At 40.8% G+C, this 20887-nt stretch carries 19 protein-coding genes and 1 riboswitch; of the genes, 8 read left to right on the forward strand and 11 right to left on the reverse strand.

Annotated features, from left to right (window positions below; all coding sequences use genetic code 11):
- Positions 1–11: 11 nt before the first annotated feature.
- On the reverse strand, positions 12–2177 hold the full coding sequence (locus tag ML543_RS01965) for a PAS domain S-box protein (RefSeq protein ID WP_243385464.1): 2166 nt from the start codon (positions 2175–2177) through the stop codon (positions 12–14).
- 231 nt (positions 2178–2408) lie between these two features.
- Here ML543_RS01965 and ML543_RS01970 point away from each other — a divergent pair, with 231 nt between their 5' ends.
- Together ML543_RS01970 and ML543_RS01975 are read left to right on the forward strand one after the other, a co-directional pair.
- Positions 2409–3413 carry an acyltransferase family protein gene (locus ML543_RS01970; RefSeq protein ID WP_243385465.1) on the forward strand — a complete coding sequence of 335 codons (1005 nt, stop codon included), beginning with the start codon at positions 2409–2411 and terminating at the stop codon, positions 3411–3413.
- Positions 3414–3583: 170 nt separating this feature from the next.
- Positions 3584–5353: a B12-binding domain-containing radical SAM protein gene (locus tag ML543_RS01975; protein WP_243385466.1), complete on the forward strand. Its 1770-nt coding sequence runs from the start codon at positions 3584–3586 to the stop codon at positions 5351–5353.
- 1223 nt (positions 5354–6576) lie between these two features.
- On the opposite strand, the gene ML543_RS01980 is transcribed toward ML543_RS01975, so the two are convergent.
- Complete coding sequence (locus tag ML543_RS01980; protein ID WP_243385467.1) at positions 6577–6735, reverse strand: hypothetical protein; 159 nt, start codon at positions 6733–6735, stop codon at positions 6577–6579.
- Position 6736: 1 nt separating this feature from the next.
- Positions 6737–6892 (reverse strand): hypothetical protein, encoded by a 156-nt coding sequence (locus tag ML543_RS01985; protein ID WP_243385468.1) that lies wholly within the window; start codon positions 6890–6892, stop codon positions 6737–6739.
- A gap of 106 nt (positions 6893–6998) precedes the next feature.
- On the opposite strand from ML543_RS01985, the gene ML543_RS01990 reads away from it, so the two are divergent.
- Positions 6999–7331, forward strand: a complete 333-nt coding sequence (locus ML543_RS01990) for a DUF3905 domain-containing protein (RefSeq protein WP_243385469.1) — start codon at positions 6999–7001, stop codon at positions 7329–7331.
- A gap of 60 nt (positions 7332–7391) precedes the next feature.
- On the opposite strand, the gene ML543_RS01995 is transcribed toward ML543_RS01990, so the two are convergent.
- From ML543_RS01995 to ML543_RS02005, 3 genes are all read right to left on the reverse strand, one after another.
- Entirely contained in the window at positions 7392–9347 is a 1956-nt protein-coding gene (locus tag ML543_RS01995) for a penicillin-binding transpeptidase domain-containing protein (protein WP_243385470.1), read from the reverse strand.
- 123 nt (positions 9348–9470) lie between these two features.
- Entirely contained in the window at positions 9471–10826 is a 1356-nt protein-coding gene (locus ML543_RS02000) for a TrkH family potassium uptake protein (RefSeq protein ID WP_243385471.1), read from the reverse strand.
- 107 nt (positions 10827–10933) lie between these two features.
- Positions 10934–11101, reverse strand: a complete 168-nt coding sequence (locus ML543_RS02005; protein ID WP_243385472.1) for a hypothetical protein — start codon at positions 11099–11101, stop codon at positions 10934–10936.
- A 136-nt stretch (positions 11102–11237) separates the two neighbouring features.
- Here ML543_RS02005 and ML543_RS02010 point away from each other — a divergent pair, with 136 nt between their 5' ends.
- Together ML543_RS02010 and ML543_RS02015 are read left to right on the forward strand one after the other, a co-directional pair.
- Positions 11238–11927: a DUF1836 domain-containing protein gene (locus tag ML543_RS02010; protein WP_243385473.1), complete on the forward strand. Its 690-nt coding sequence runs from the start codon at positions 11238–11240 to the stop codon at positions 11925–11927.
- 138 nt (positions 11928–12065) lie between these two features.
- Positions 12066–12263, forward strand: a complete 198-nt coding sequence (locus ML543_RS02015) for an alpha/beta-type small acid-soluble spore protein (protein WP_243385474.1) — start codon at positions 12066–12068, stop codon at positions 12261–12263.
- 279 nt (positions 12264–12542) lie between these two features.
- Here the strand turns inward: ML543_RS02015 and ML543_RS02020 are convergent, their stop codons facing one another.
- The 4 genes from ML543_RS02020 to ML543_RS02035 all read right to left on the reverse strand — a co-directional run bounded on the left by ML543_RS02020 (position 12543) and on the right by ML543_RS02035 (position 16601).
- Entirely contained in the window at positions 12543–13694 is a 1152-nt protein-coding gene (locus tag ML543_RS02020) for an anti-sigma-I factor RsgI family protein (RefSeq protein ID WP_243385475.1), read from the reverse strand.
- Positions 13691–14374, reverse strand: a complete 684-nt coding sequence (gene sigI, locus ML543_RS02025) for an RNA polymerase sigma factor SigI (protein ID WP_243385917.1) — start codon at positions 14372–14374, stop codon at positions 13691–13693. Before sigI ends, ML543_RS02020 begins: the two co-directional genes overlap by 4 nt.
- A 551-nt stretch (positions 14375–14925) precedes the next feature.
- Positions 14926–15714: a TerC family protein gene (locus ML543_RS02030; protein ID WP_243385476.1), complete on the reverse strand. Its 789-nt coding sequence runs from the start codon at positions 15712–15714 to the stop codon at positions 14926–14928.
- 51 nt (positions 15715–15765) lie between these two features.
- Positions 15766–15911, reverse strand: a riboswitch (yybP-ykoY riboswitch).
- 72 nt (positions 15912–15983) lie between these two features.
- Entirely contained in the window at positions 15984–16601 is a 618-nt protein-coding gene (locus ML543_RS02035; RefSeq protein WP_243385477.1) for a DedA family protein, read from the reverse strand.
- 119 nt (positions 16602–16720) lie between these two features.
- Between ML543_RS02035 and ML543_RS02040 the strand changes: the two genes are divergently transcribed.
- Positions 16721–17497 (forward strand): undecaprenyl-diphosphate phosphatase, encoded by a 777-nt coding sequence (locus ML543_RS02040; RefSeq protein ID WP_243385478.1) that lies wholly within the window; start codon positions 16721–16723, stop codon positions 17495–17497.
- Between the two features lie 86 nt (positions 17498–17583).
- Positions 17584–18417 (forward strand): non-homologous end joining protein Ku, encoded by an 834-nt coding sequence (gene ku, locus ML543_RS02045; protein ID WP_243385479.1) that lies wholly within the window; start codon positions 17584–17586, stop codon positions 18415–18417.
- On the opposite strand, the gene ML543_RS02050 is transcribed toward ku, so the two are convergent.
- Entirely contained in the window at positions 18414–18938 is a 525-nt protein-coding gene (locus tag ML543_RS02050; RefSeq protein WP_243385480.1) for a D-glycero-alpha-D-manno-heptose-1,7-bisphosphate 7-phosphatase, read from the reverse strand. The genes ku and ML543_RS02050 overlap by 4 nt on opposite strands.
- A gap of 62 nt (positions 18939–19000) precedes the next feature.
- On the opposite strand from ML543_RS02050, the gene ML543_RS02055 reads away from it, so the two are divergent.
- The gene (locus ML543_RS02055; RefSeq protein WP_243385918.1) at positions 19001–20821 is read left to right on the forward strand and encodes a DNA ligase D; all 1821 of its coding nucleotides are present in this window, start codon (positions 19001–19003) and stop codon (positions 20819–20821) included.
- Positions 20822–20887: the final 66 nt, after the last annotated feature.

The raw sequence follows: 20887 nt of genomic DNA on the forward strand, positions 1-20887 counted from the left end.
CGGCCCCACCTCTATTCTATTTCAGGCTGTTGGATCGGTAAGGAAATATGGAAGGTCGTTCCGACACCTTCTTCACTTTCTACTTCCACGAGTCCGTTATGTTCTTCTATTATTTTATAGCTCACCATAAGCCCTAATCCAGTTCCACGTTCTTTCGTCGTGTAAAAAGGCTCGCCTAATCGTTTAATTTTATCTTTTGGGATGCCTGTTCCTTCATCTTGGATGGAAATTTTCACGCGATTTTCACCCGTCGATTCAATGCGCACAAAAATATTTCCACCTTTCGGCATTACTTCAATCGCATTTTTTAATATATTAATAAAAACTTGTTTTAATTGGTTCGGTTCACAATATATCGGTGGTATTTCCCGGTAATCTAAATGAATTTGTACATTGACTAAAATGGCTTGAGCCTTCAACAATTCAATCGTATCTTTAACGATTGTCACGACATTCTCTTTCTGGAAATGAACAGCCTGTGGCTTCGCTAAGATGAGAAACTCCGTAATAATCGATTCGATCCGCTTTAGCTCCGATGTAATAACTTTGAAATACATGGAATGGTCTTCTTTCATACTTCCTTGCAAAAGTTGTATGAAACCTTTCAGCGCTGTCATCGGATTGCGTATTTCATGAGCGATTCCTGCTGCGAGCTCTCCAACGACATTTAGTGTGTCAGACTTCTTAAGCCTTTCCTCCATTTCCTTCTTCTCGGTTACATCACGGAAGATGGCTAAATTCATCTGTTCAATAATATCACGTTTAAAGGAACATTCAAGGATACGCTCTTCCCCATTCGGGAGCTTAAACACGATTTCTTTTGAAAAACTTCGACGCTTTGCTAAAAGCGTTCGAACACTTTCCGATTCAAATAAATGATTTAATTGTAAATGCTTTAAATGGTTTAGCGGAATATGAAAAATATTGCTTGCTACAGGATTGGCATCAAGAATTTTTAGTTTTTCATCAAATAACACAATGCCGTCCATCGTCCCATCGAACACTTTTCGGAACTTTTGCTCGCTTTCACGAAGCTCCTTTTCCATACGCATCCGATCGCTCACATTTCGGAGAATCGTCATATGATACCCGTCTTGTCCTTCTCGTTTCGATGTAAACTCTAGCTGCTTTCGCTGACCATTCGGCATATGGAATAATAGTTCTTCTCGAATTTCTCCTGTTTTCAAATAACGCCTTTTAATTTCCCGGAACTTTTCATCGGATTTATCAACAAAGTCACAGACGTGACTATTCAAAAGCTCGTGAAGGGGAAGTTCGAAGATTCGGCAAGCCCATGAATTGGCACGAACGATTTTCCCTGTTTCATCCCATAACAAGATAGCGTCTAACGCACTTTCAAACACTTCCCGAAACCGCTCTTCACTTTCTTTTAACTGCTGTTCCATGAATCGCTTTTCCGTAATATCACGAAGGATGGACATATAAAACCCACTCAAAATATTGGCCGTCGTCGTAAATTCGAATATTTTCTTTTCGCCACTCTTTAAAATAACAGGCATTTCACCGGTTACTTTTCCATCGCGAAGCAACGTACGCTTCATTTCTTCAACTTTCCCTTTGTCCTCAACAAAATCTTCTAAACGGTAATCCTTTAATTCACTTTTTTCCAATTCAAAGCTGGCACAGAACGAGTAATTGGCATCGATAAAATATCCGTGATGGTCAAAGATGACGATTCCGTCCACCGCACGATTAAACAAATCTTGGAACAATTGCTCGTTAATCGTACGCTCCCGCTCTAACACTTTTCTTGTTGAAACATCACGAAAAATGGATAAATCATAGTTTCCAAACGCCTTATATTTCGCGGAATATTCGACAAACTTTACGACTCCATCGTCAAGGTGAATGATTAGTTCATCTTGATGTAAACCTTTCTTATAAAATCGGTTCACTTGGTCCTCAATTTGTTCTTTTGGCATCAGTTGAAGGAAATCGTGTAAATTTCGCTTCGTTAATTCTTCCTTTGGCAGATGAAACATATCGCATGCCGCTTGATTCACATCGATGAAATTTAAATGTTGATCAAACACACAAATCGCATCTAAAGCTTGTTCAAAAATGACTTGATATTTATTCAAATCGGTTTTTAACCGTTCATTTTCTTCTATTAAATCGGTATTGGTAACTTCATCGGTATTTAACGTTTCTTTCAACTATTCCACCCCCTCGTGAGAAACTCACCTTCATTACATTTCTACACGAACTGACAGAGTCCTCCTTATTCTATCATTTCATTCGTAAATCTTTTGGATGATTTCTTTGCAAAACCCTTACATTTTGGTAACAAATATTGAAGTTTCGTTCCTTTTCGCGCAATGTATTTTAAAATCTTTTTCAGGCGGGTATTGAAACGACAACTAATGAAAGAATGTGAGGTTTTTCTTATGCAACGTGAGAGTTATTTCGATAACGCTAAATTTCTCCTAATCGCCCTTGTTGTGTTCGGGCATATGATTCGATCGTTTATCGAACAAGATGAGGTAATGCTAGCTATCTATAAATTTATTTACACATTCCATATGCCAGCATTTATTTTGATTGCCGGCTATTTTTCAAAGGGCTTTCAAAAGAAGGGCTATGTAAAAAAAGTAGCGACAAAGCTAATTGTCCCGTATTTAATTTTCCATGGCATTTACTCTGTCTATTACATGTTGGTCAAAAATGAACATGTACTTCATGTGGTGGACCCGCTTAATCCCCACTGGTCGCTTTGGTTTTTACTTAGCTTATTTTGTTGGAATCTTCTCTTATATCCATTTTCAAAATGGCCAAAGGGAGTCGCCATTTCCATTGCCTTTATGCTCGCTTTGGCAATTGGATTTGTAGAAGAAATTAATCATTACATGAGCTTATCGCGTACCTTCGTCTTTTTCCCGTTATTTTTAATCGGGTATTCATTGAAGCGTGAACACTTTTTAGCGCTACAATCCATGCGCGTTCGTTTTTTAAGCATCGTGACGTTACTTTTCATTTTGTTTCTTTATTTCAACGTGTCGTTTGAATATGAATGGTTATTTGGTTCCAAGCCGTATGCGTATTTCGGCGAGGTGACGATTTCCTCCGCATTTACGAGACTTGGCTTTTATGGCCTGACACTCGTCACGACGTTTGCATTTTTAGCACTAGTGCCAACAAGACGATTCTTTTTTACCGAATGGGGAGCCCGTACCTTTTACGTCTACCTGTTACACGGCTTTATCATTCAAGCATTTCGAGCGAGCGACTTGGAGCATGTATCTCTGTTTGCCCATAACCTATTCTTTACCGCTATCATCGCATTCGCCATTACACTCGTTCTTTCGAGTAATTGGGTATACAGATTTGCCAAACCCTTGATTGAAATTCAAGCAATCGCTCCAGCGAATCGCGTTCGAAAGCGAGTATCCTAAATTGCATACCATTTGAGGCTTCGGCCTCTTTTTTTTACTTTTGTAAGATTTAACATATCGTTCCTGAAGAGGGGATTCTTTTCGCAAAACACGTATTCCCTCTCTTCTTTTTTGGCGAAAATATGATAGAATGAATAAGTTAAAAAACTAGAAAGTAAAGGTGTTGACAAATGAACATTGTCGTCAGCTCATTAAATGCAAAATACATTCATACGAATTTAGCCATTCGCTATTTAAAAGCTTATGCTGAACCGGATTTTCATGTCGAGATGGCTGAATATACAATTAAAGATCCCGTTATGAACATCGCGACGGACCTATACAGAAAAAATCCAGATATTATCGGCTTTAGCTGTTATATATGGAATATTGAAGAAACAATCAAAGTCGTAAAAATGTTAAAGAAAATCAACCCTTCCTTAACCATTATGTTAGGGGGGCCAGAAGTTACGTATGATACGAAAGACTGGATGGAAACATTGCCAGAAGTCGATTACATCGTCATTGGTGAAGGAGAAGAAACGTTTAAACAACTGTTGCAAAAGCTTCACGCAAATGAAGATGTATCAGACGTAAGCGGGCTTGCTTTCCGTAAGAATGGCGAAATTTTTATCAATCCGCAGCGGAACAAAATCGATTTACGCGAAATGCCGTCTCCTTTCCGATTTGAGGAGGACCTTCCGCATTTATCAAAGCGTGTCGTTTATATTGAAACAAGCCGCGGTTGTCCATTTAGCTGCCAGTTTTGCCTATCTTCTATTGAAGTGGGCGTCCGTTACTTCGACCGTGAAAAAGTGAAAGAAGATATTCGCTTCCTAATGAAGAATGGTGCCAAAACAATCAAATTCGTGGACCGCACCTTCAACATTAGTCGCAGCTATGCGATGGACATGTTTCAATTTTTAATCGATGAACATTTACCGGGAACAGTCTTTCAATTTGAAATTACCGCTGACATCATGCGCCCAGAAGTCATCGAGTTCTTAAATGAAAACGCCCCTGAAGGATTATTCCGCTTTGAAATTGGGGTCCAATCGACTAATGATTTAACGAATGAACTCGTAAAACGTAAGCAAAACTTCAAAAAATTAACGCGCACCGTCACGATGGTGAAAGAAGGAAAGAAAATCGATCAGCATCTTGACTTAATCGCAGGACTACCTGAAGAAGATTACGATACATTCAAAAAGACATTTAACGACGTATTCGCTCTTCGCCCAGAAGAATTACAGCTTGGCTTCTTAAAAATGTTACGAGGTACAGGCTTACGAATCGGAGCAGAGCACTACGGATATGTTTACATGGACCACGCGCCATACGAAATTCTCGGAAACAATGTCTTGTCGTTTGACGACATCGTCCGAATTAAACAAGTAGAAGATGTATTAGAAAAGTATTGGAACGACCATCGAATGGACGAAACCGTTGAATTTTTAGTGCAGCACGTATTCAACACACCATTTGACTTCTTCCAAGACTTCGGTACGTATTGGGAGGAACAAGGCTGGGCGCGAATCGGCCATCAATTAGAAGACTTATTCAGAAGATTATACACCTTCTTACAAGCGGCCCAACCAGATAAATTACCGCTCATCGAAGGATTTATGAAATATGATTACTTAAAAAATCATAAACATAAACCACGAAAACCGTGGTGGGATGAAAAACGCACGAAAAAAGAACAAAGTGCCATTTACCAAACTATTTTAAAACAGCCAAGCATTCTCGGCTCAACTTACGAAGCCAATCCATTGAACGAAAAAGAATTATATAAACATACCGTGCTCGAAATGATCCCGTTCGATTTAGCAGCCTATCAAGAAACCGGATCATTTACCCAAGAGCCATCCATTTTACTCGCGTACTATAACCCATCAACGAACGAACCGACCATTTTTACCGCAAAATGGTCTACAATCGAAGATCAATTGGGCGCGTAACTCGAAGGGGCATCCTATTAAAAGGGTGCTCTTTTTTTGTGCTGGTAGTGATTAGACGGGAACTACGGGATGGAGAATTTGCTGTATACAGGGGTGTGGTTCCGACTATGCGTGGGTTTGACTTTTCTATGATGTATGATGCGGAGGCAGACACTCTATGGGCGAGGATGGTTCTTCTATGCGCGGGGGTTAGCTCCCTTTGCGCGTGTACTGATCCTCTATGCGCGGCTCCGACTACTCTATGCGCGTGGGCTCAACCTCTATGCGCGGATACGGCTATTCTATGCGCGCGGACTGACCTCTATGCGCGGAGACGCACTACCTTTGCGCGCGGGCTGACCTCTATGCGCGGAGGACGGCTCTCTTTGCGCGGAGACGCACTCCCTATGCGCGCGAGCTGAACCTCTATGCGCGGCTCCGGCTACTCTATGCGCGCGGGCTGACCTCTATGCGCGGAAACCAACTCCCTATGCGCGCGGACGGACTCTCTATGCGCGGAAACCAACTCCCTATGCGCGCGGACGGACTCTCTATGCGCGGAAACCAACTCCCTATGCGCGCGAGCTGAACCTCTATGCGCGAAAACCAACTCCCTTTGCGCGCGAGCTGAACCTCTATGCGCGGAAACCAACTCCCTTTGCGCGTGAACTGGATCTCTATGCGCGGCTCTGGCTACTCTATGCGCGCGAGCTGAACCTCTATGCGCGGAGACGCACTCCCCATGCGCGCGAACTGAACCTCTATGCGCGGAGTACGGCTCCCTTTGCGCGCGAGCTGAACCTCTATGCGCGGAGACGCACTCCCTATGCGCGCGGGCTGAACCTCTATGCGCGGCTCTGGCTACTCTAAGCGCGCGAACTGAACCTCTATGCGCGGATACCGCTACTCTATGCGCGCGGGCTAGATCTCTATGCGCGCGGGCTGGATCTCTATACGCGGAAACCAACTCCTTATGCGCGTGAGCTCGATCTCTATGCGCGGAAACCAACTCCCTTTGCGCGGATACGGCTACTCTATGCGCGGATCCACTTCCTCCATGTAAAAATTCAGCCCCTTATTGAGCGTGCTGCATTCCATTATGTAAAAAATAAATGCCCACTACATATTTGTAGCAGGCACATCGATGAAGGTAATGCATGATATGATGTTTTGACCGTGGATGTGAAGGTTTTATATCATGCATTACTATTTTTCTTCCATTTTGTTTTTTTATTCATGAATTTTTAACATTTGTCATCTTTTTGTTGTTTTTGGAGGATTTCAATCATTTTATGGGCGTTGTAATCACCTAGTTCGGTTCCGAATTCTTCATTTAATAGGTTTTGGTGTGTCGGTTTTTTATGGTTTTGGATATCTTTACTGTGGTTTGTTTTTTTGGTCACGTTAGGCTCTCCCTTTTCTTCCTTTTTTTGAATTTCGATTGGCACCCTTCATCGGGTTTTCAGCATCAAATGTTGCGGAAAACTCCGTGTCAGGAAGGCTTTCTTTTGGTGTCATGTTATTTTTTCTCGCTTGTTCATGTGCAACTTTTCGCTTCATTGTGTAACGCCTCCTTTCATCTTTTAATGTTTATCAATCCAATCCTTCATAATCATGGAAAAGATAAGTAAAACAGAAGTCGTCCATACTAATTATGAGGTGATCAATGATGAAAAAAGGTACGTCTTTTCCATATACGTTGCCACACCAAATGAATGCACCAAATTGGGAGGCGTCTGGTAAGGAGTTAGAGGAGCCGTTTATAAATCAATATGGGGTTATGATTGGGGACAGTGATTACGATTCCGAGCAGTCTCCACTAAATCATTGGAGTGATGAGATTGACCCTGCCATTATGTCAGGGGACGAATGGGTTCATCCGACTAATGATATTGGGTGGAACACACCAGAAAATCGTCAGTTAGTGGAAAAGGAAACACTACAAACAAACGGTCACTTCATGCACCCAAACTTTGATGTTGGAAAGCATGCTGATTAAAAAGAGCTGACAGAGGTTTACCTTGTCAGCCCATTTGAGAAGCCGGGAAGTCGGCTTCTTTTACTTTCTCACATATTGTTCAATCACGTCATTGACTTTCGTTGCTACATCTTTACTTGTCATTCCCTTTTGTTCGATTCCTTCGATCATCATGGCGACGACAATGCTTGGATTATCACGATTGTAGCCGACAAACCAACCATTTTCTTGACCGGATTCGTTTAAGTTTTGTTTTAGTTCGGCCGTTCCTGTTTTCCCGGCAATAGAAATGGAGAGGGAAGGATCATATGCGGTTCCGTTTGGATCGTTGACAACAGCCATTAAGTTCGTTTCGATCATGTCTACTTGTTCTGATGTAACGACACCATCTTTCCAAGTGGCTGATATTTCTTCATCTTGTCGTAAAACAGGTTTGATGATTGAGCCGTCGTTTGCGAATGCTGTATACATGATGGCAAGTTGAATAGGACTAATCAATAACTCACCTTGTCCGTACCCTGTATCTAGAAGCAGTGCATCAGATTGAATGCCGTTATTGCTAATTGAAGAATTGGTTGTCGGAAACGTAAAGATTTCCCCCATTTCTTCCTCAAACCCAAACGCTTTTAGTCCTTCGGTTAACGCTTCTGCACCTATCTTTTCAGCCACTTGTGCAAAATAAATATTATCTGAGTAAATAAGTGCCTCCTTCAACGAGACTTTGGAAACCGCTGTAGAATGCCGCGTTACGTGACGCCACTTTTCTCCTTCAATGGTGAAGGCTTCATCCGCTTTCATCGCCCCTTCTTGTAAGCCGATAGCTGCGATAATCGGCTTTATCGTTGACCCTGGTGAATAGGCTTTGTTGAAACGGGCATTTCGCTCGTCTGTTGAAATCCCAGTATCGATGCGATTCGGGTCGTAAGTAGGCGAACTAACAAGTGCCAACGTTTCACCGGTTTGTGGGTCAAACGCGACAGCTGTTCCAACTGTTGAAGCTAATTGATTAGCTAATTGTTGTTGTACCGTTACGTCAACCGTTAGATGAATATCATTTCCGTTAACCGGTTCTTTTTCAGCGATGACTTTATCCGTTCCTTTCACGACCAGTTTCCAGCCAGTTTGACCGTGTAACTCTTCTTCAAAAACCGATTCCAGCCCTACTGCTCCAATTTTCTCACTTTGACTATATCCCTTTTCAGCTAGTTTCTCTAAGTCGTCTGCGGTAATCGCACGTAAATAACCAACTAGGTGTGCCGTCGTTTCATTTTGCGGGTACAGTCTTCCTGGTACTTGACGCCACTGAGCGGCTTGTATTGCCTGAAGGTCTTCCATGAACTGTTCCGTCGGTAGATGATCTGGATTTAATGTCGTAATGGGAACATTCGTATCATCCGTGACCCAAGGCTGAGCTAATTTTTGTTCAATCTTCTCCGTTGAAATCGATAAAAGTTCTGCTAGTTTTTCGATTTGCTCAGCTCGATTCTCCTTTAATTTCCCCGGGTTCAGCCCGACTTCCAGTACCATCCCATTTACAGCAAGCGGCTCATTGTTTCGAGCATAGATTGAGCCTCGCTCGGGTAAGATGGGCTGCAACGCTATTTCATCTCCTTCTTCTAATTGAGGGAAAATCATTTGTGGTGTCCAATTGACAAACCAATTTGTTTCTTCTTCACGTTCTTCTACTAATTGTACTTCACTTGAGAAGGTAATCGGCCCTGCAATCGTATCCATGGACACTTCGAATGGAAGAAGTACAATTCCGTCTTCATTCGGTTTAACTTCTTCATCAAGAGTCGGAATCGATACGTTTAAGTTTTCCACCTTTATGTCTCCATAAATCGATTCGTACCGATTCACAAACGCTTCTTTCGATACGTCTTTTTTCGTTTCCGTCGACAAATATTCGTAAAGCTCAGCAAACGACTGGTCATTCCACTTTTCTACATATTCAGAAAACCGGTCTTCTGGCTTCACTTTTTCCGAACAACCTACCAAGACCAAAACTACAGTTAAAAAAACCAACAAGTTTTTCATTTTCACGGTCGCACCTCTCCCCTCTTGCACAACTGATATGTATGTCCTTTCTCTCACAAATTATAACATAATTTTCCATTGAAATTAGTTAAAAAAGAGCAGACATGCATCTGCTCAACAATATTAACCGATAATGACGCGCTCTTTTGGATAATGATAATTTGCTTCTACTTCTCGACGTCCGAGTAAGTATAAGAATGACAAAATCCCAACGCGCCCAATAAACATTAAAATCATTATGACGATTTTTCCGACCGTTGATAAATCTGGCGTAATCCCCATCGATAACCCTACCGTTCCGAATGCGGAGCTTACTTCAAACATAATTTCAATAAGGTCATGCGATTCAGTAATGGTTAAAAAGACGACCGCCGTGAACCATATCATAAACGCAACTAATGTAACAACGAGCGCTTTTCGCATGTCTTCTTCATGTAACTCGCGGCGGAACACTTTGACCGTTCGTGATCCCCTTGCAAAGTGGAACATGGTCAGTAAGACGATTGCAAACGTCGTCGTCCGTATTCCTCCCCCGACTGAACTCGGCGATGCACCAATAAACATTAAAAAGCAAAGGAGGAGCTGTGTTGTTTGACTAAACAAGCTCACATCCATCGTGGAAAGTCCCGCACTTCTCGTTGTCGCTGCTTGGAATAATGCATAGAAAAACGATTCATGCCATGCTTTATCGGCAAAAAACTTATTAAACTCCAATACGATAATCCCGACTGTTCCAAACACCATTAAGCCAAAAAACGTAACCGTCGTTAACTTTGTATATAACGAAAAACGGTATCGCTCCTGTATCTGCTTCGATCGAATGTAGTTTTTCACTTCAATTAAAACCGGAAAACCAATCGCTCCGAGCGTAATTAAAATAATATTTACCATTTGAACAAAATAATCATTCGCAAATGGAACAAGCGACGAACCAGTGATATCAAACCCTCCGTTCGTCGTTGCACTCACTGACGCGAAAAAACCGTGTAAATACGCTTCCTGCCACGTTGGGAAATATTGCATAAAATATGTACCTAATATAATGGCTCCAAATATTTCAATCGTTAATACTAACACTAAAATCTGCTTTAACAAATTCACAACGCCTGATAATTTTGATTGGTTTTGATCCATCATAATTAAACGACGCTCTTGCAAGCCGATTTTTTTCCCAAATAAAATCCAAATAAATGTCCCGAGTGTCATAATGCCAATCCCGCCAAATTGCAAGACAAAGGCTAATATGAAAACGCCTGGAAGGCTAAATGTGTCAGCTGTGTTGACAACGGTTAACCCGGTCACACTAACAGCGCTGACTGCTGTAAACAAAGCATCAATAAATGTCCATTCAACTCCTGGTTTCCTAGCAAATGGTAAGCTGAGTAAAAGAAAGGATACAGTAACTGCTAAAAAATAAAACGTGACGATTAATTTTGCTGGTGATAAAGAATACAGTCGTTTTTTAACTTCTACAATCATGTTTTTCAATCCTTAGTCCCTTGTTGTAATACTCGTTATTAACTATAAAGAAAAATCTAGTAATTTTAAAGATGTTTTTTTCAACAGTTAAAAGAGGGAGTGCTTCTTTAAACACTCCCATCATCGAAAAACTCCTGTAATTCTTCTTTTTTCGCTTCCTCTTCATTCGCCTTCACGTACGGATTTTCTTCAAGGGGTGATTTTGGATCTAAAGATGTTTTCAAAACAAATGAAGGAGAGTCCGACGGTTCGTTATAAAGTCGTTTACCTTTCAAGAGTAACACCTCCTATCCATATTGTGTACGCAAAGGTTTTTGGCTATCCAAAGAAAGAATAAAACGCAAATTTCGTTTCAAGTTCATTTGAACTTGTATTATAATATGGAAAAGAACGTTCTGTTTGAGGTGTTTTATGGGAAAGATTTTGTTAAAACGAACGGCGATGTCACAACTTTTACATGCTTTAAAAAACGATGAAGATTTGTCGCCTATTGCCGTTATTCAATCAAACATTTCTCCGGAAATGGAGGACGACATCCCGGACTTTTTATATAAATTTGAAAAAAGAAAAGGAAAGAAAGACTTTGGATTATCCACCAATGAAATTGTCACGTTGTCAACGATTTGTGAGCTGACGTCGTTGAAATCTACTTCCATTCAAAACTGGATTAAACGTGACATTAAGGAGTTAATTGGGTCACCGGAGTTTGGGAAGAAATATTCGATTGAGCAAACGGCTCTATTGTTTATTGTAAAGGACTTAAAAGCTGTATTCGACTTTGAAACAATTCGTCAAATGTTAACGAAAGTGTTTAATACATTATCCGATCGTAGCGATGATCTCATTAGCCCACTCCAATTCTTTCAACTGTATGCGAAGACGCTTGAAAACATTGGATTCGGTTCGATACATATATCCAAAGCTTCTTCACTTGAACACATGATTGAAGAAGAAGTGAAACGTGTGACCGAACACGCTTTGCCCATTAAAGAAACAGACCGTAAAGTCATTTCACATATTTTAGTCGTGACCGTTATGTCTGTTTTATCGTTTCATTTGCAGCTAAGAACGTTAACGTATGCGAATACCATTATTAAATAAGTGCCATATATTACATGGATGGAAACATCTCGTCGACTCATACTATGAATACATCGGAACAATATATTTACTATCAAGATGTCCCGTTGAAATCTTTCATATAAATGGACTAAAAGCTTAGAAAGGGAGTTGACAGAGATGGCTTCACGTAATCAATTATTAGTTCCTGGGATTGAGCAAGCGTTAGATCAATTTAAAGCGGAAATCGCTCAAGAATTTGGCGTTCATTTAAGCTCTGACACCGTTTCTCGTGCAAACGGATCAGTCGGCGGTGAAATGACGAAACGCCTCGTCGCACAAGCTCAGGCCCAACTAAATCAAAATCCACAGTCATAACGAACGAAAAGGTGTCTGTATAGGACACCTTTTTCATATGAGAACAAAAAGGCGGACGAGAGACGGCTAAGATGAAGAAAAGCGCAAAGCGCAAGTCCTTAGGCGAAGGGCGCTGGAGGACCTGCGAGGAGACTACAGCAGGGCCGAAGCAACCCGAGCTGATGGCGCTTTGCCCTAGACACCAAAAAAAAGGTAAAGAGAATACTTTAACACTTTATTGAACTTAAACTTTCTGTAACAATAAAAAAAGAACGCAATATTGCGCTCTTTTTGTAACCCTTAATCAAAAGAATAATTAGAAATGAATTGGTATAAATCCTCATAGGAATGGCCCTTTACTCGTTCCCACTCTTTTTCTAGCTGTTCAAGCTGATTTTTGTTTTCAAGATGCTCGAACGTTTCTTTTAATTCTTTCTTTGTTTCCTTCCATTCTTCTTGTAATCGCTTCTTTTCTTCTTTCAGTTGTTCTTTTATTTGTTTTTGTCGTTCTTTCTGCTCTTCTTTCAGTTGCTTTTCCAGTTCTTTTTCTTCTTTTTTCGCTTGCTTCTGTTCTTCTTTTTCTATTTTTTTGGCTTCTTTTTGTTCTTTTTTCTCTTCTTTTTGTTGTTGTTTTTCAACTTGTTTTTGTTCGGCTTCTACTTTTTTGTCATTCGGTGCTGTGTCGTTTTTCATGTTTTCCGTCGTTTCCTTGTCGTTTGAAGACTGTTGATCGACTTTTTGTTTTTGTTCAACGGAAGGTGTTTCAGTCTGTTTTGCTGCATCTTTTTCCATTTTCTCGCGTAAGTAGTGACCAGTGGATACGCCCTCTTCTTTTGCTTTTTTTCGTGTTTCGATGTCTGATTGAACCGTCGTGACGACTATATCTTTTTCGGTAAGTTCTTCTTTCATTTCTTCTAATTCTTCTTCAATGGCTTCTTCGGTCGCATCTTCTACGTCGGCCACAACCGTAGAAATGAAGATTTCTTGTTCGTTTTGAAGATAACCAGCCGCTTCGGTTTCAGCAATAATTTGATTGGTTACTTCTTTAATCGGTTGATCTTTCCAATTTTCAATTCGTAACAAGACCGAATGTGCTTCGTCATTTAACGGTTCAATCTTTAGCACATGCAATTCTTCATCTAGTTCAAGCTCAAAGCTCGGATTAATATCAATGGTCATATACGCATAAACATCTTGTTGATAAAAGTTTGGTACGGTAAAGAACAATAAGAGAACAAAAGCTATGGCAACGCTCGCTCTCATCTTCCATGTTTTCCAAAAAGCTCGGTTAGACTTCCGCTCTACTCGCGACATTTCTGCAGAAGGAAAAAAAGCCATCTCTTCCCCTAATTCGTAGGTACCCCCGACATTTTCAGTTTTCAAAAACTGGCCGTCCGGGGTTAATAAAGTAACGTACCGTTCATTGACCTCTATGACGACCCCTTTTTTCACGATTGAAGCACCCCTTTAATGTAATCTCGTAAATAGACGTAATCACCGCTTAAAATAATAGCCATGGCCATAATATATTTTCGATTTCGCTCAATCGTTTTTCGACTTACCTCAACCCTTTTTTCAAGCTGTTTTATAGGTAATCGCTTTTTTTGAAAAAAGACCTCTTTTAATGTTTTATCTTCGATTAACGTTTTCGCTACTTTCATCGCATTTTGCCGCGCATCCATATGTTTAGGGGATTGTTCAATTAATTCATCAAATGACAACCCGAAATCACTTAAGACTTGGCGATAATACAATATTTCTTCTTTTCGATGCTCTTGTTCAAGTAGCTTCTGATGTTCCTCAATGGATAAATCCGCTTCAATTTTGCTTTGTGGCCCCTCTTCTTCCTCGTCCGTTACCGGGTCCCATTGCAACGTTCGACTCATGCGTGCTTCTTTTCGAATATAATCAATGACTTTTCTCTTTATAATTAATTCGGCAAACGCCAATAATGAGCTGCCTTTATCGGCTGAATATTTATCGATGGCTTCGTTAAAAGCGATAAGCCCGACACTGAATTCATCATCACGTTCATCAATAAATCGTTTACAAACAGAAGATACCGTTTTGGCGATAAAAGGTTTATATTTTTCTATCGTTTCATTTCGAAGTTCTACATTCCCTTTTTGCATCTCAAAAACGAGATCTTCTAATGTTGTCTCTTTTTTTATTTTAAAGAAAAGGCTTAACAAGTGGTTTCACCTCGACTTCTCCCTAGCCTACTTCGATTATAATAGCGAATTTCTCGCAATCTAGCAAAGAAACTTTTGGAAAAAGTGAAGTGAATATCCAAAAATATTACGAAACCAATACAAAATTAGCGGTTTTGGAATCTTTTCGTCCTTTGAACTGGCCAGTTCACTTAAACCATTCGATGGATACGCAAATTTATTGGGGGATAAATCCTCTTATTTTACATTTCCTTTACAAAAATTATCGTAGCCGAACTTTGCATCACTTCTGAAAGAGGAAACAGCCAATAATAAAAGCGCAAAGCGCAAGTCCTTAGGCGAAGGGCGCTGGAGGACCTGCGAGGAGACTACAGCATGGCCGAAGCGACCCGAGCTGATGGCACTTGGAGCTAGACACCAAAAAAACGGTAAAGAGAATACTTTAACACTTTACTGAACTTAAACTTTCTGTGACACCAAAAAAAGAAACCCGCGTTTTTGCGGGTTTCCCGTTATTCTGCTTTCCGATAGACGTTGATTTCTTCTTTTGATTGCTTTTCTTTTGAAGTAATCCAGCCGACAACAGCAATCGTTAATAATACACCCCAGAAAATCATTTTCCATACAGCCGAGTGGATAAAGTGGCTGGAGATTAGAGCGATATCCGGGTGAGCAAAGGTATGCATAGCGAGTTTGACCCCGACCCAACCGACGATTAAGAAAGCTGTCGTTTCGAGATTTGGTCGCTTTTTTAACAACTTGACGAATGCAGTAGCAGCAAATCGCATCATGATAACACCGATGAATCCACCTAAAAAGATGACGATAAATTGTCCGCCGTCCATGCTTCCAATCTGAGGCAATGACGTTTCAGGTAATGTCACCGCAAGGGCAACAGCTGCAAGAATGGAGTCAATCGCAAACGCGATATCTGCTAATTCTACCTTTAATACAGTCATCCAAAAGCCACTTTCTTTTTTAGGCTTATTCACTTCTTTTAGCTTCTCATTTTTCTTGAGTCGATGTTTAATTAGATGATTAATAGAAATAAAGATTAAGTAGGCAGCTCCAATTGCTTGTACTTGCCATACATTAACGAGTAACGAGATGATGAATAACGATCCGAGTCGGAAGATAAACGCCCCTGCCAATCCGTAAAAGAGAGCTTTTTTTCTTTTTTCTTCCGGTAAATGTTTGACCATTACCGCCATGACGAGTGCGTTATCCGCTGCTAAAATTCCTTCTAATGCTACTAAGACAAGCAATACCCAACCGTATTCTAACAGTAATGCAATGTCCATTTAATATCCTCCTTCTATCTTATTGGCTTTTTTTACCCAACTGGACAGAAGAACAAACAAAAAGACCTCTGCCTCTGATGGGCAAAGGTCTTGCTAGACATATGTATGCCAACAAAGCCGATGGAGAAATCTCCATGAAATGACGACTTTGTTTTCAGAGCGATAAACTCTGAACGCTACTCCCCTTTTACCGAAAGCCGATATATTATGTTACTTTTATTATATTTAAGATTTGAAGTTTCGTCAATGAAGAAATGAAAGTTTTTCCATTATTTTTTTGTAAATTCCCCCCAAGATATGATGGAAATCTTTCGTTTCTGCCATTTATTCCATACCATGTAGAGTAATAATAGAAAAAATAGCGTCGGCCAAAACCATTGATTTAAATAGTGTTCGATCTCTTTTATATTTCCTCCGAATGTATAACCTAAATAAATATATAAAACGGTGATGGGAATCATGGCCACAAACGTAAAGAGAGTGAATGTGAAAATCGACATTTTCCCCATCCCACAAGGAAGGGAAATCGCACTGCGCACACCTGGTAGAAAACGCCCCGAAAATGCAACGAACGCTCCATGCTTTTCGAAAAATTGATCGGATTTTGCGAGCGTTTTTGGGGAGATGAACATCCACTTTCCATACTTCTCTAAAAATGGTCGTCCGGCATAATAACCGAGTGCATACAACGTAAGAGGACCTGTCGTCCCACCGATAACCCCTGCAACAACCGCCCAAAAGAAGGACATCTCTCCTGTATATACCCAATACCCCACTAAAGGTAACACAAGCTCACCTGGGACAATTTCAATCGTCAAAGCTAAAATGATGCCCATATACGAAAGGTCTTTCATCTCATTGATCAGCCAATCGATTATCGCTTCCATCTAATTCTCCTCATTCCTCTTGTTTGTACAACATATGTACAAGTCGCTGTTCTAATTCCACTCATCTTTCATACGTTAGTTATACCTTGTCTAATTTTTGCTAAAGAGGTGACGACAACATGGATTTGCTCGAAGCCATCATTCTTGGATTTATTCAAGGGTTAACGGAGTTTTTACCGATTAGTAGTACTGGACATTTATATTTAGGAAGAGTATTGTTAGGGCTCAAGGATGCAGGATTATTTCTTGATACGATGTTACATATGGGGACGCTTATTGCGTTGCTCGTTTTTTACAAAGACATTTTATTTTCATTACTTCGACGCCCGTTTTCAAAGCTTACGCTACTTCTTTTTGTCGGTTCCATCCCAGCTATTATCGTCGGCCTTTTGTTTGCGGACTTTTTTGATTCGATTTCAAAATCAGGAGTCACCATCGGTTGGGAGTTTTTAGTGACTGGAGCGATGTTATGGTGGGCAGATAACATGAAAAATGGTGCGAAAAGATTAGCGGACATTACGGTGAAAGATTCCTTTGTAATTGGTTGCTTTCAAGCGCTCGCTATTTTCCCAGCCATCTCACGTTCCGGTTTGACAATAGCTGGAGCATTATTTTGCCGTGTGGAAAAAGAAGCCGCGGCATACTTTTCGTTTTTGCTGTCCATCCCCGTCATTTTCGGCGCCGTCTCGCTCCAAACGGCTGATTTATTGGAAGGGCATGCGAGCCAAATCTCCCTTCATTCTCTTTTCTTCGCGACGGTCTCCTCTGCGATTTTCGGTTATTTAGCCGTAAAGTGGATGATTCAATTCGTGAAACGTTATAGCTTAAAGCTTTTCGCTATTTATGTGTGGGCATTAGGTATCATCATTATTTTTCTACAGCAAACCGTTTCGTAGCGGTTTGCTTTTTTTACCAATCATGTTCTTTCGTCCTCTTTTTCATACTATAAAAAAGTTGACATTGACGAAAGAAGGGATTCATCATGCATACGATGTGGAAAGGCTCGATCCAGTTTGGGCTCGTCAACATTCCGATTAAATTGTTTTCTGCGACAGAAGATAAAGATATTAAGTTACGCCAGCTACATAAAAAATGCCATACCCCGATTCAATATGAAAAAAAATGCCCTCATTGTGATGAAACGATCTCAAACGAAGAGATTGTGAAAGGATTCGAGTATGTAAAAGGAAAATTTGTCGTGTTGTCCGATGAAGAACTTCAAGAATTAAAGGACGAACATGCAGAAAAAACAGTGGAAATTAAAGACTTCGTCGATTTAACGGAAATTGATCCGATTTACTTTCATCGCTCGTATTTCATGGGGCCTGGGGAAAATGGGTTAAAGGCGTATGCCTTACTTCGAAGTGCCTTAGAGAAGTCCGGTAAAATTGGTATTGCAGAAATCACCATTCGCTCGAAGCGACAACTTGCCGTCGTTCGCGTGTACGAGAACTGCCTCGTAATGGAAACCATTCATTATCCTGATGAAGTCAGAAGTGTCAAGCATGTGCCAAGTTTACCAGAAGAGGTTGACATTCAAGAAAAAGAGCTAAACACAGCGATGATGCTCATAGAACAACTCACAACGACGTTTAACCCAGAGAATTACCATGATGACTATCGTGAAGCCCTCCAGCAAAAAATTGATGAGAAAATCAATCGAAACGAAGGGAAGGCCATTGAAGAGCGTCCGAGAGAAAATGTCGTAGACTTAATGAGCGCCCTTCAAGCCAGTATTGAACGTACGAAAAAGCAAGAGACTTCACCGAAAGCAACTGAAAAGAAAAAAGCGAAAACCGTTCGCAAAAAAGCTTAACCATTGTTGACGAGCCAATTTGCTGCGTCAAGTAATGATGGAAAGTGGTAATCTGCATGGTCGACCGTTTCATCACCGACAAGGATGGTTACCACTCCAGCTTTTTTTCCAGCTAAAATATCCACATCTCGATCGCCAACCATGAAGCTTTTCGTTAAATCGATCTCGTATTTTTCTGCTAAATCCGTTATCATTTTGGAACCTGGTTTGCGGCATAAACAGCCCTCTTTCGGCTTATGAATGCAGTACGAAATGTCTCGAATCTGTCCGCCGAACGTCGCAATATCTCGTTTCATTTTCTCATGAATATCAATTAATCGTTGTTCCGTCATGAAGCCTAGTCCGACACCACCTTGATTGGTGACGACAAATACTTCAAAGTTTTGTTCATTCAATAAACGAATGGCTTCCCCCACACCATCTAACAAATAAAACTGTGATGGATGATTGACGTATTTGACACGATCGGATAGCACTTCATTAATCACACCATCACGATCGAGAAAAACCGCTTTTTTCACTGTTCTTTTCCTCCTTATACGAAAACGTTAATCACGAACAAGAGGTGAAGCACTTGAAGCCGATGATTCCAACATTGACATTGGAAGTTCCAATTAACGATGAGTGGTTCTATGAAGTGAAATACGATGGCTTTCGGGCCATCTTTTTGATAACCGAGGACTCCATTCAAATGACAAGTCGCAATGAGCGCGACTTAACCGTCCAATTTCCAGAGCTCATCTCGTATGTAGAACGAAACTGGGAGCAGTTTGCTCCTTTTACCCCTCTTGTTCTCGATGGTGAAATTGTCGCCCTTGAAAATGAATACAAATCGGACTTCGATGCCGTTCAAAGAAGAGGGAAGCTCCGTTCTCAAGAAAAAATAGTCGATGCTGTAGCTCATACCCCTTGTTCATTCGTCTGCTTTGACTTGTTAACCTTAAATGGAAACGACATGACATCCCTTTCGTACGGGGAGCGACGAAGCCTTCTCGTAGAACTATTTACTAATTGTCATCTCCCTTTAAAGGTATGTCCCCATGATGGAAATCGTATACACCTCATTGAATCGACGAAAGACTTTGATACATGTTGGAAGCAGGTCGTCATTCATGAAGGAGAAGGGATTTTGGCGAAACAACGAACGAGCCAATACGCTAAAGGAAGCCGAACGAAGCAATGGCTCAAAATGAAAAATTATCGAAAAGCGAAGTTTGTGATTGTTTCATTCGATGAGTCGAATGGATACTTTCACGTAGCTGTTCATCAACAACACGATTGGATTACCGTTGGAACATTCACACATGGACTTTCATCATCCGAACGCAATGCACTTATCACCATTATAAAACAAAACGGCAAAAAAAATGGTGCTTTATGGGAAATACCTCCGTCCATTTGTATTCAACTCCAATTTTTATCTTTTTCTTTTGGACAGTTGCGTGAGCCGTCTTTCCATTCCTTTTCGTTTGAATCATCGATTGAGGAATGCTCACTTTTTCAACTTTTACTTTCGGAAAGATGGCTTCATCCTGACGTTAGCTTTACGCATTTACAAAAACCACTTTGGAAGGAAACAGCCATTCAAAAGGAGGATTACTTACAATACCTTGTGAAGGTCGCACCGCGGTTTTTACCCTTTTTACAAAAGCGCCTCTTAACGGTCGTCCGCTATCCGCACGGTCTATATGGGGAGGCATTTTTTCAAAAAAACTGTCCAGACTATGCACCTGCATTTATTCAAACGGTGACGCACGAGGGAATTTCCTATATTCATTGCAACAATTTCTCCACGTTGATGTGGTTAGGAAATCAGCTCGCAATCGAGTTTCACATTCCGTTCAATCCATTTGACACCGAAAAGCCACGTGAAATTGTCTTTGATTTAGACCCACCTAATCGAGCATTTTTTCATTTAGCCATCAAAGCTGCACTTGAATTAAAGGCGTGCTTCGATACGTTTCACGTTCAAGCGTATCCAAAGCTTTCCGGGAATAAAGGCATTCAACTTCACATCCCATTAACTAAAAATAAGCTTACCTATGACGAAACGAGAATTTTCACGTCCTTTTTCGCTCGGTATTTAGTTGAACGCTTCCCCGATCTTTTTACGACGGAACGACTTAAGAAAAATCGTGGTGACCGCCTGTATGTAGACTATATTCAACATGCTGAAGGGAAAACAATCATCGCCCCTTATTCTGTTCGTGGAACTGAAGAAGGCACCGTTGCCGCTCCCCTTTACTGGGAGGAAATAAACGATTCCTTACGACCAGAGACGATGACCATGGAAGCCGTAATGAAGCGAATGGAAGCTGCCCCTTGTCCGATGCAAACATTTTTTCAAAACGGCCAAGACGACGTCGTACATGAAATCATTGAACATATTAAGAAGATCGAATGAAGCGGAGATCTCGAAAAGGAATTGAAAAATTTTTGGTAAAGGAGAAAACATTGACAACCATTTTCG

Origin of the sequence: Bacillus kexueae (genome assembly GCF_022809095.1) — a bacterium.
GTDB lineage: Bacteria > Bacillota > Bacilli > Bacillales > Aeribacillaceae > Bacillus_BZ > Bacillus_BZ kexueae.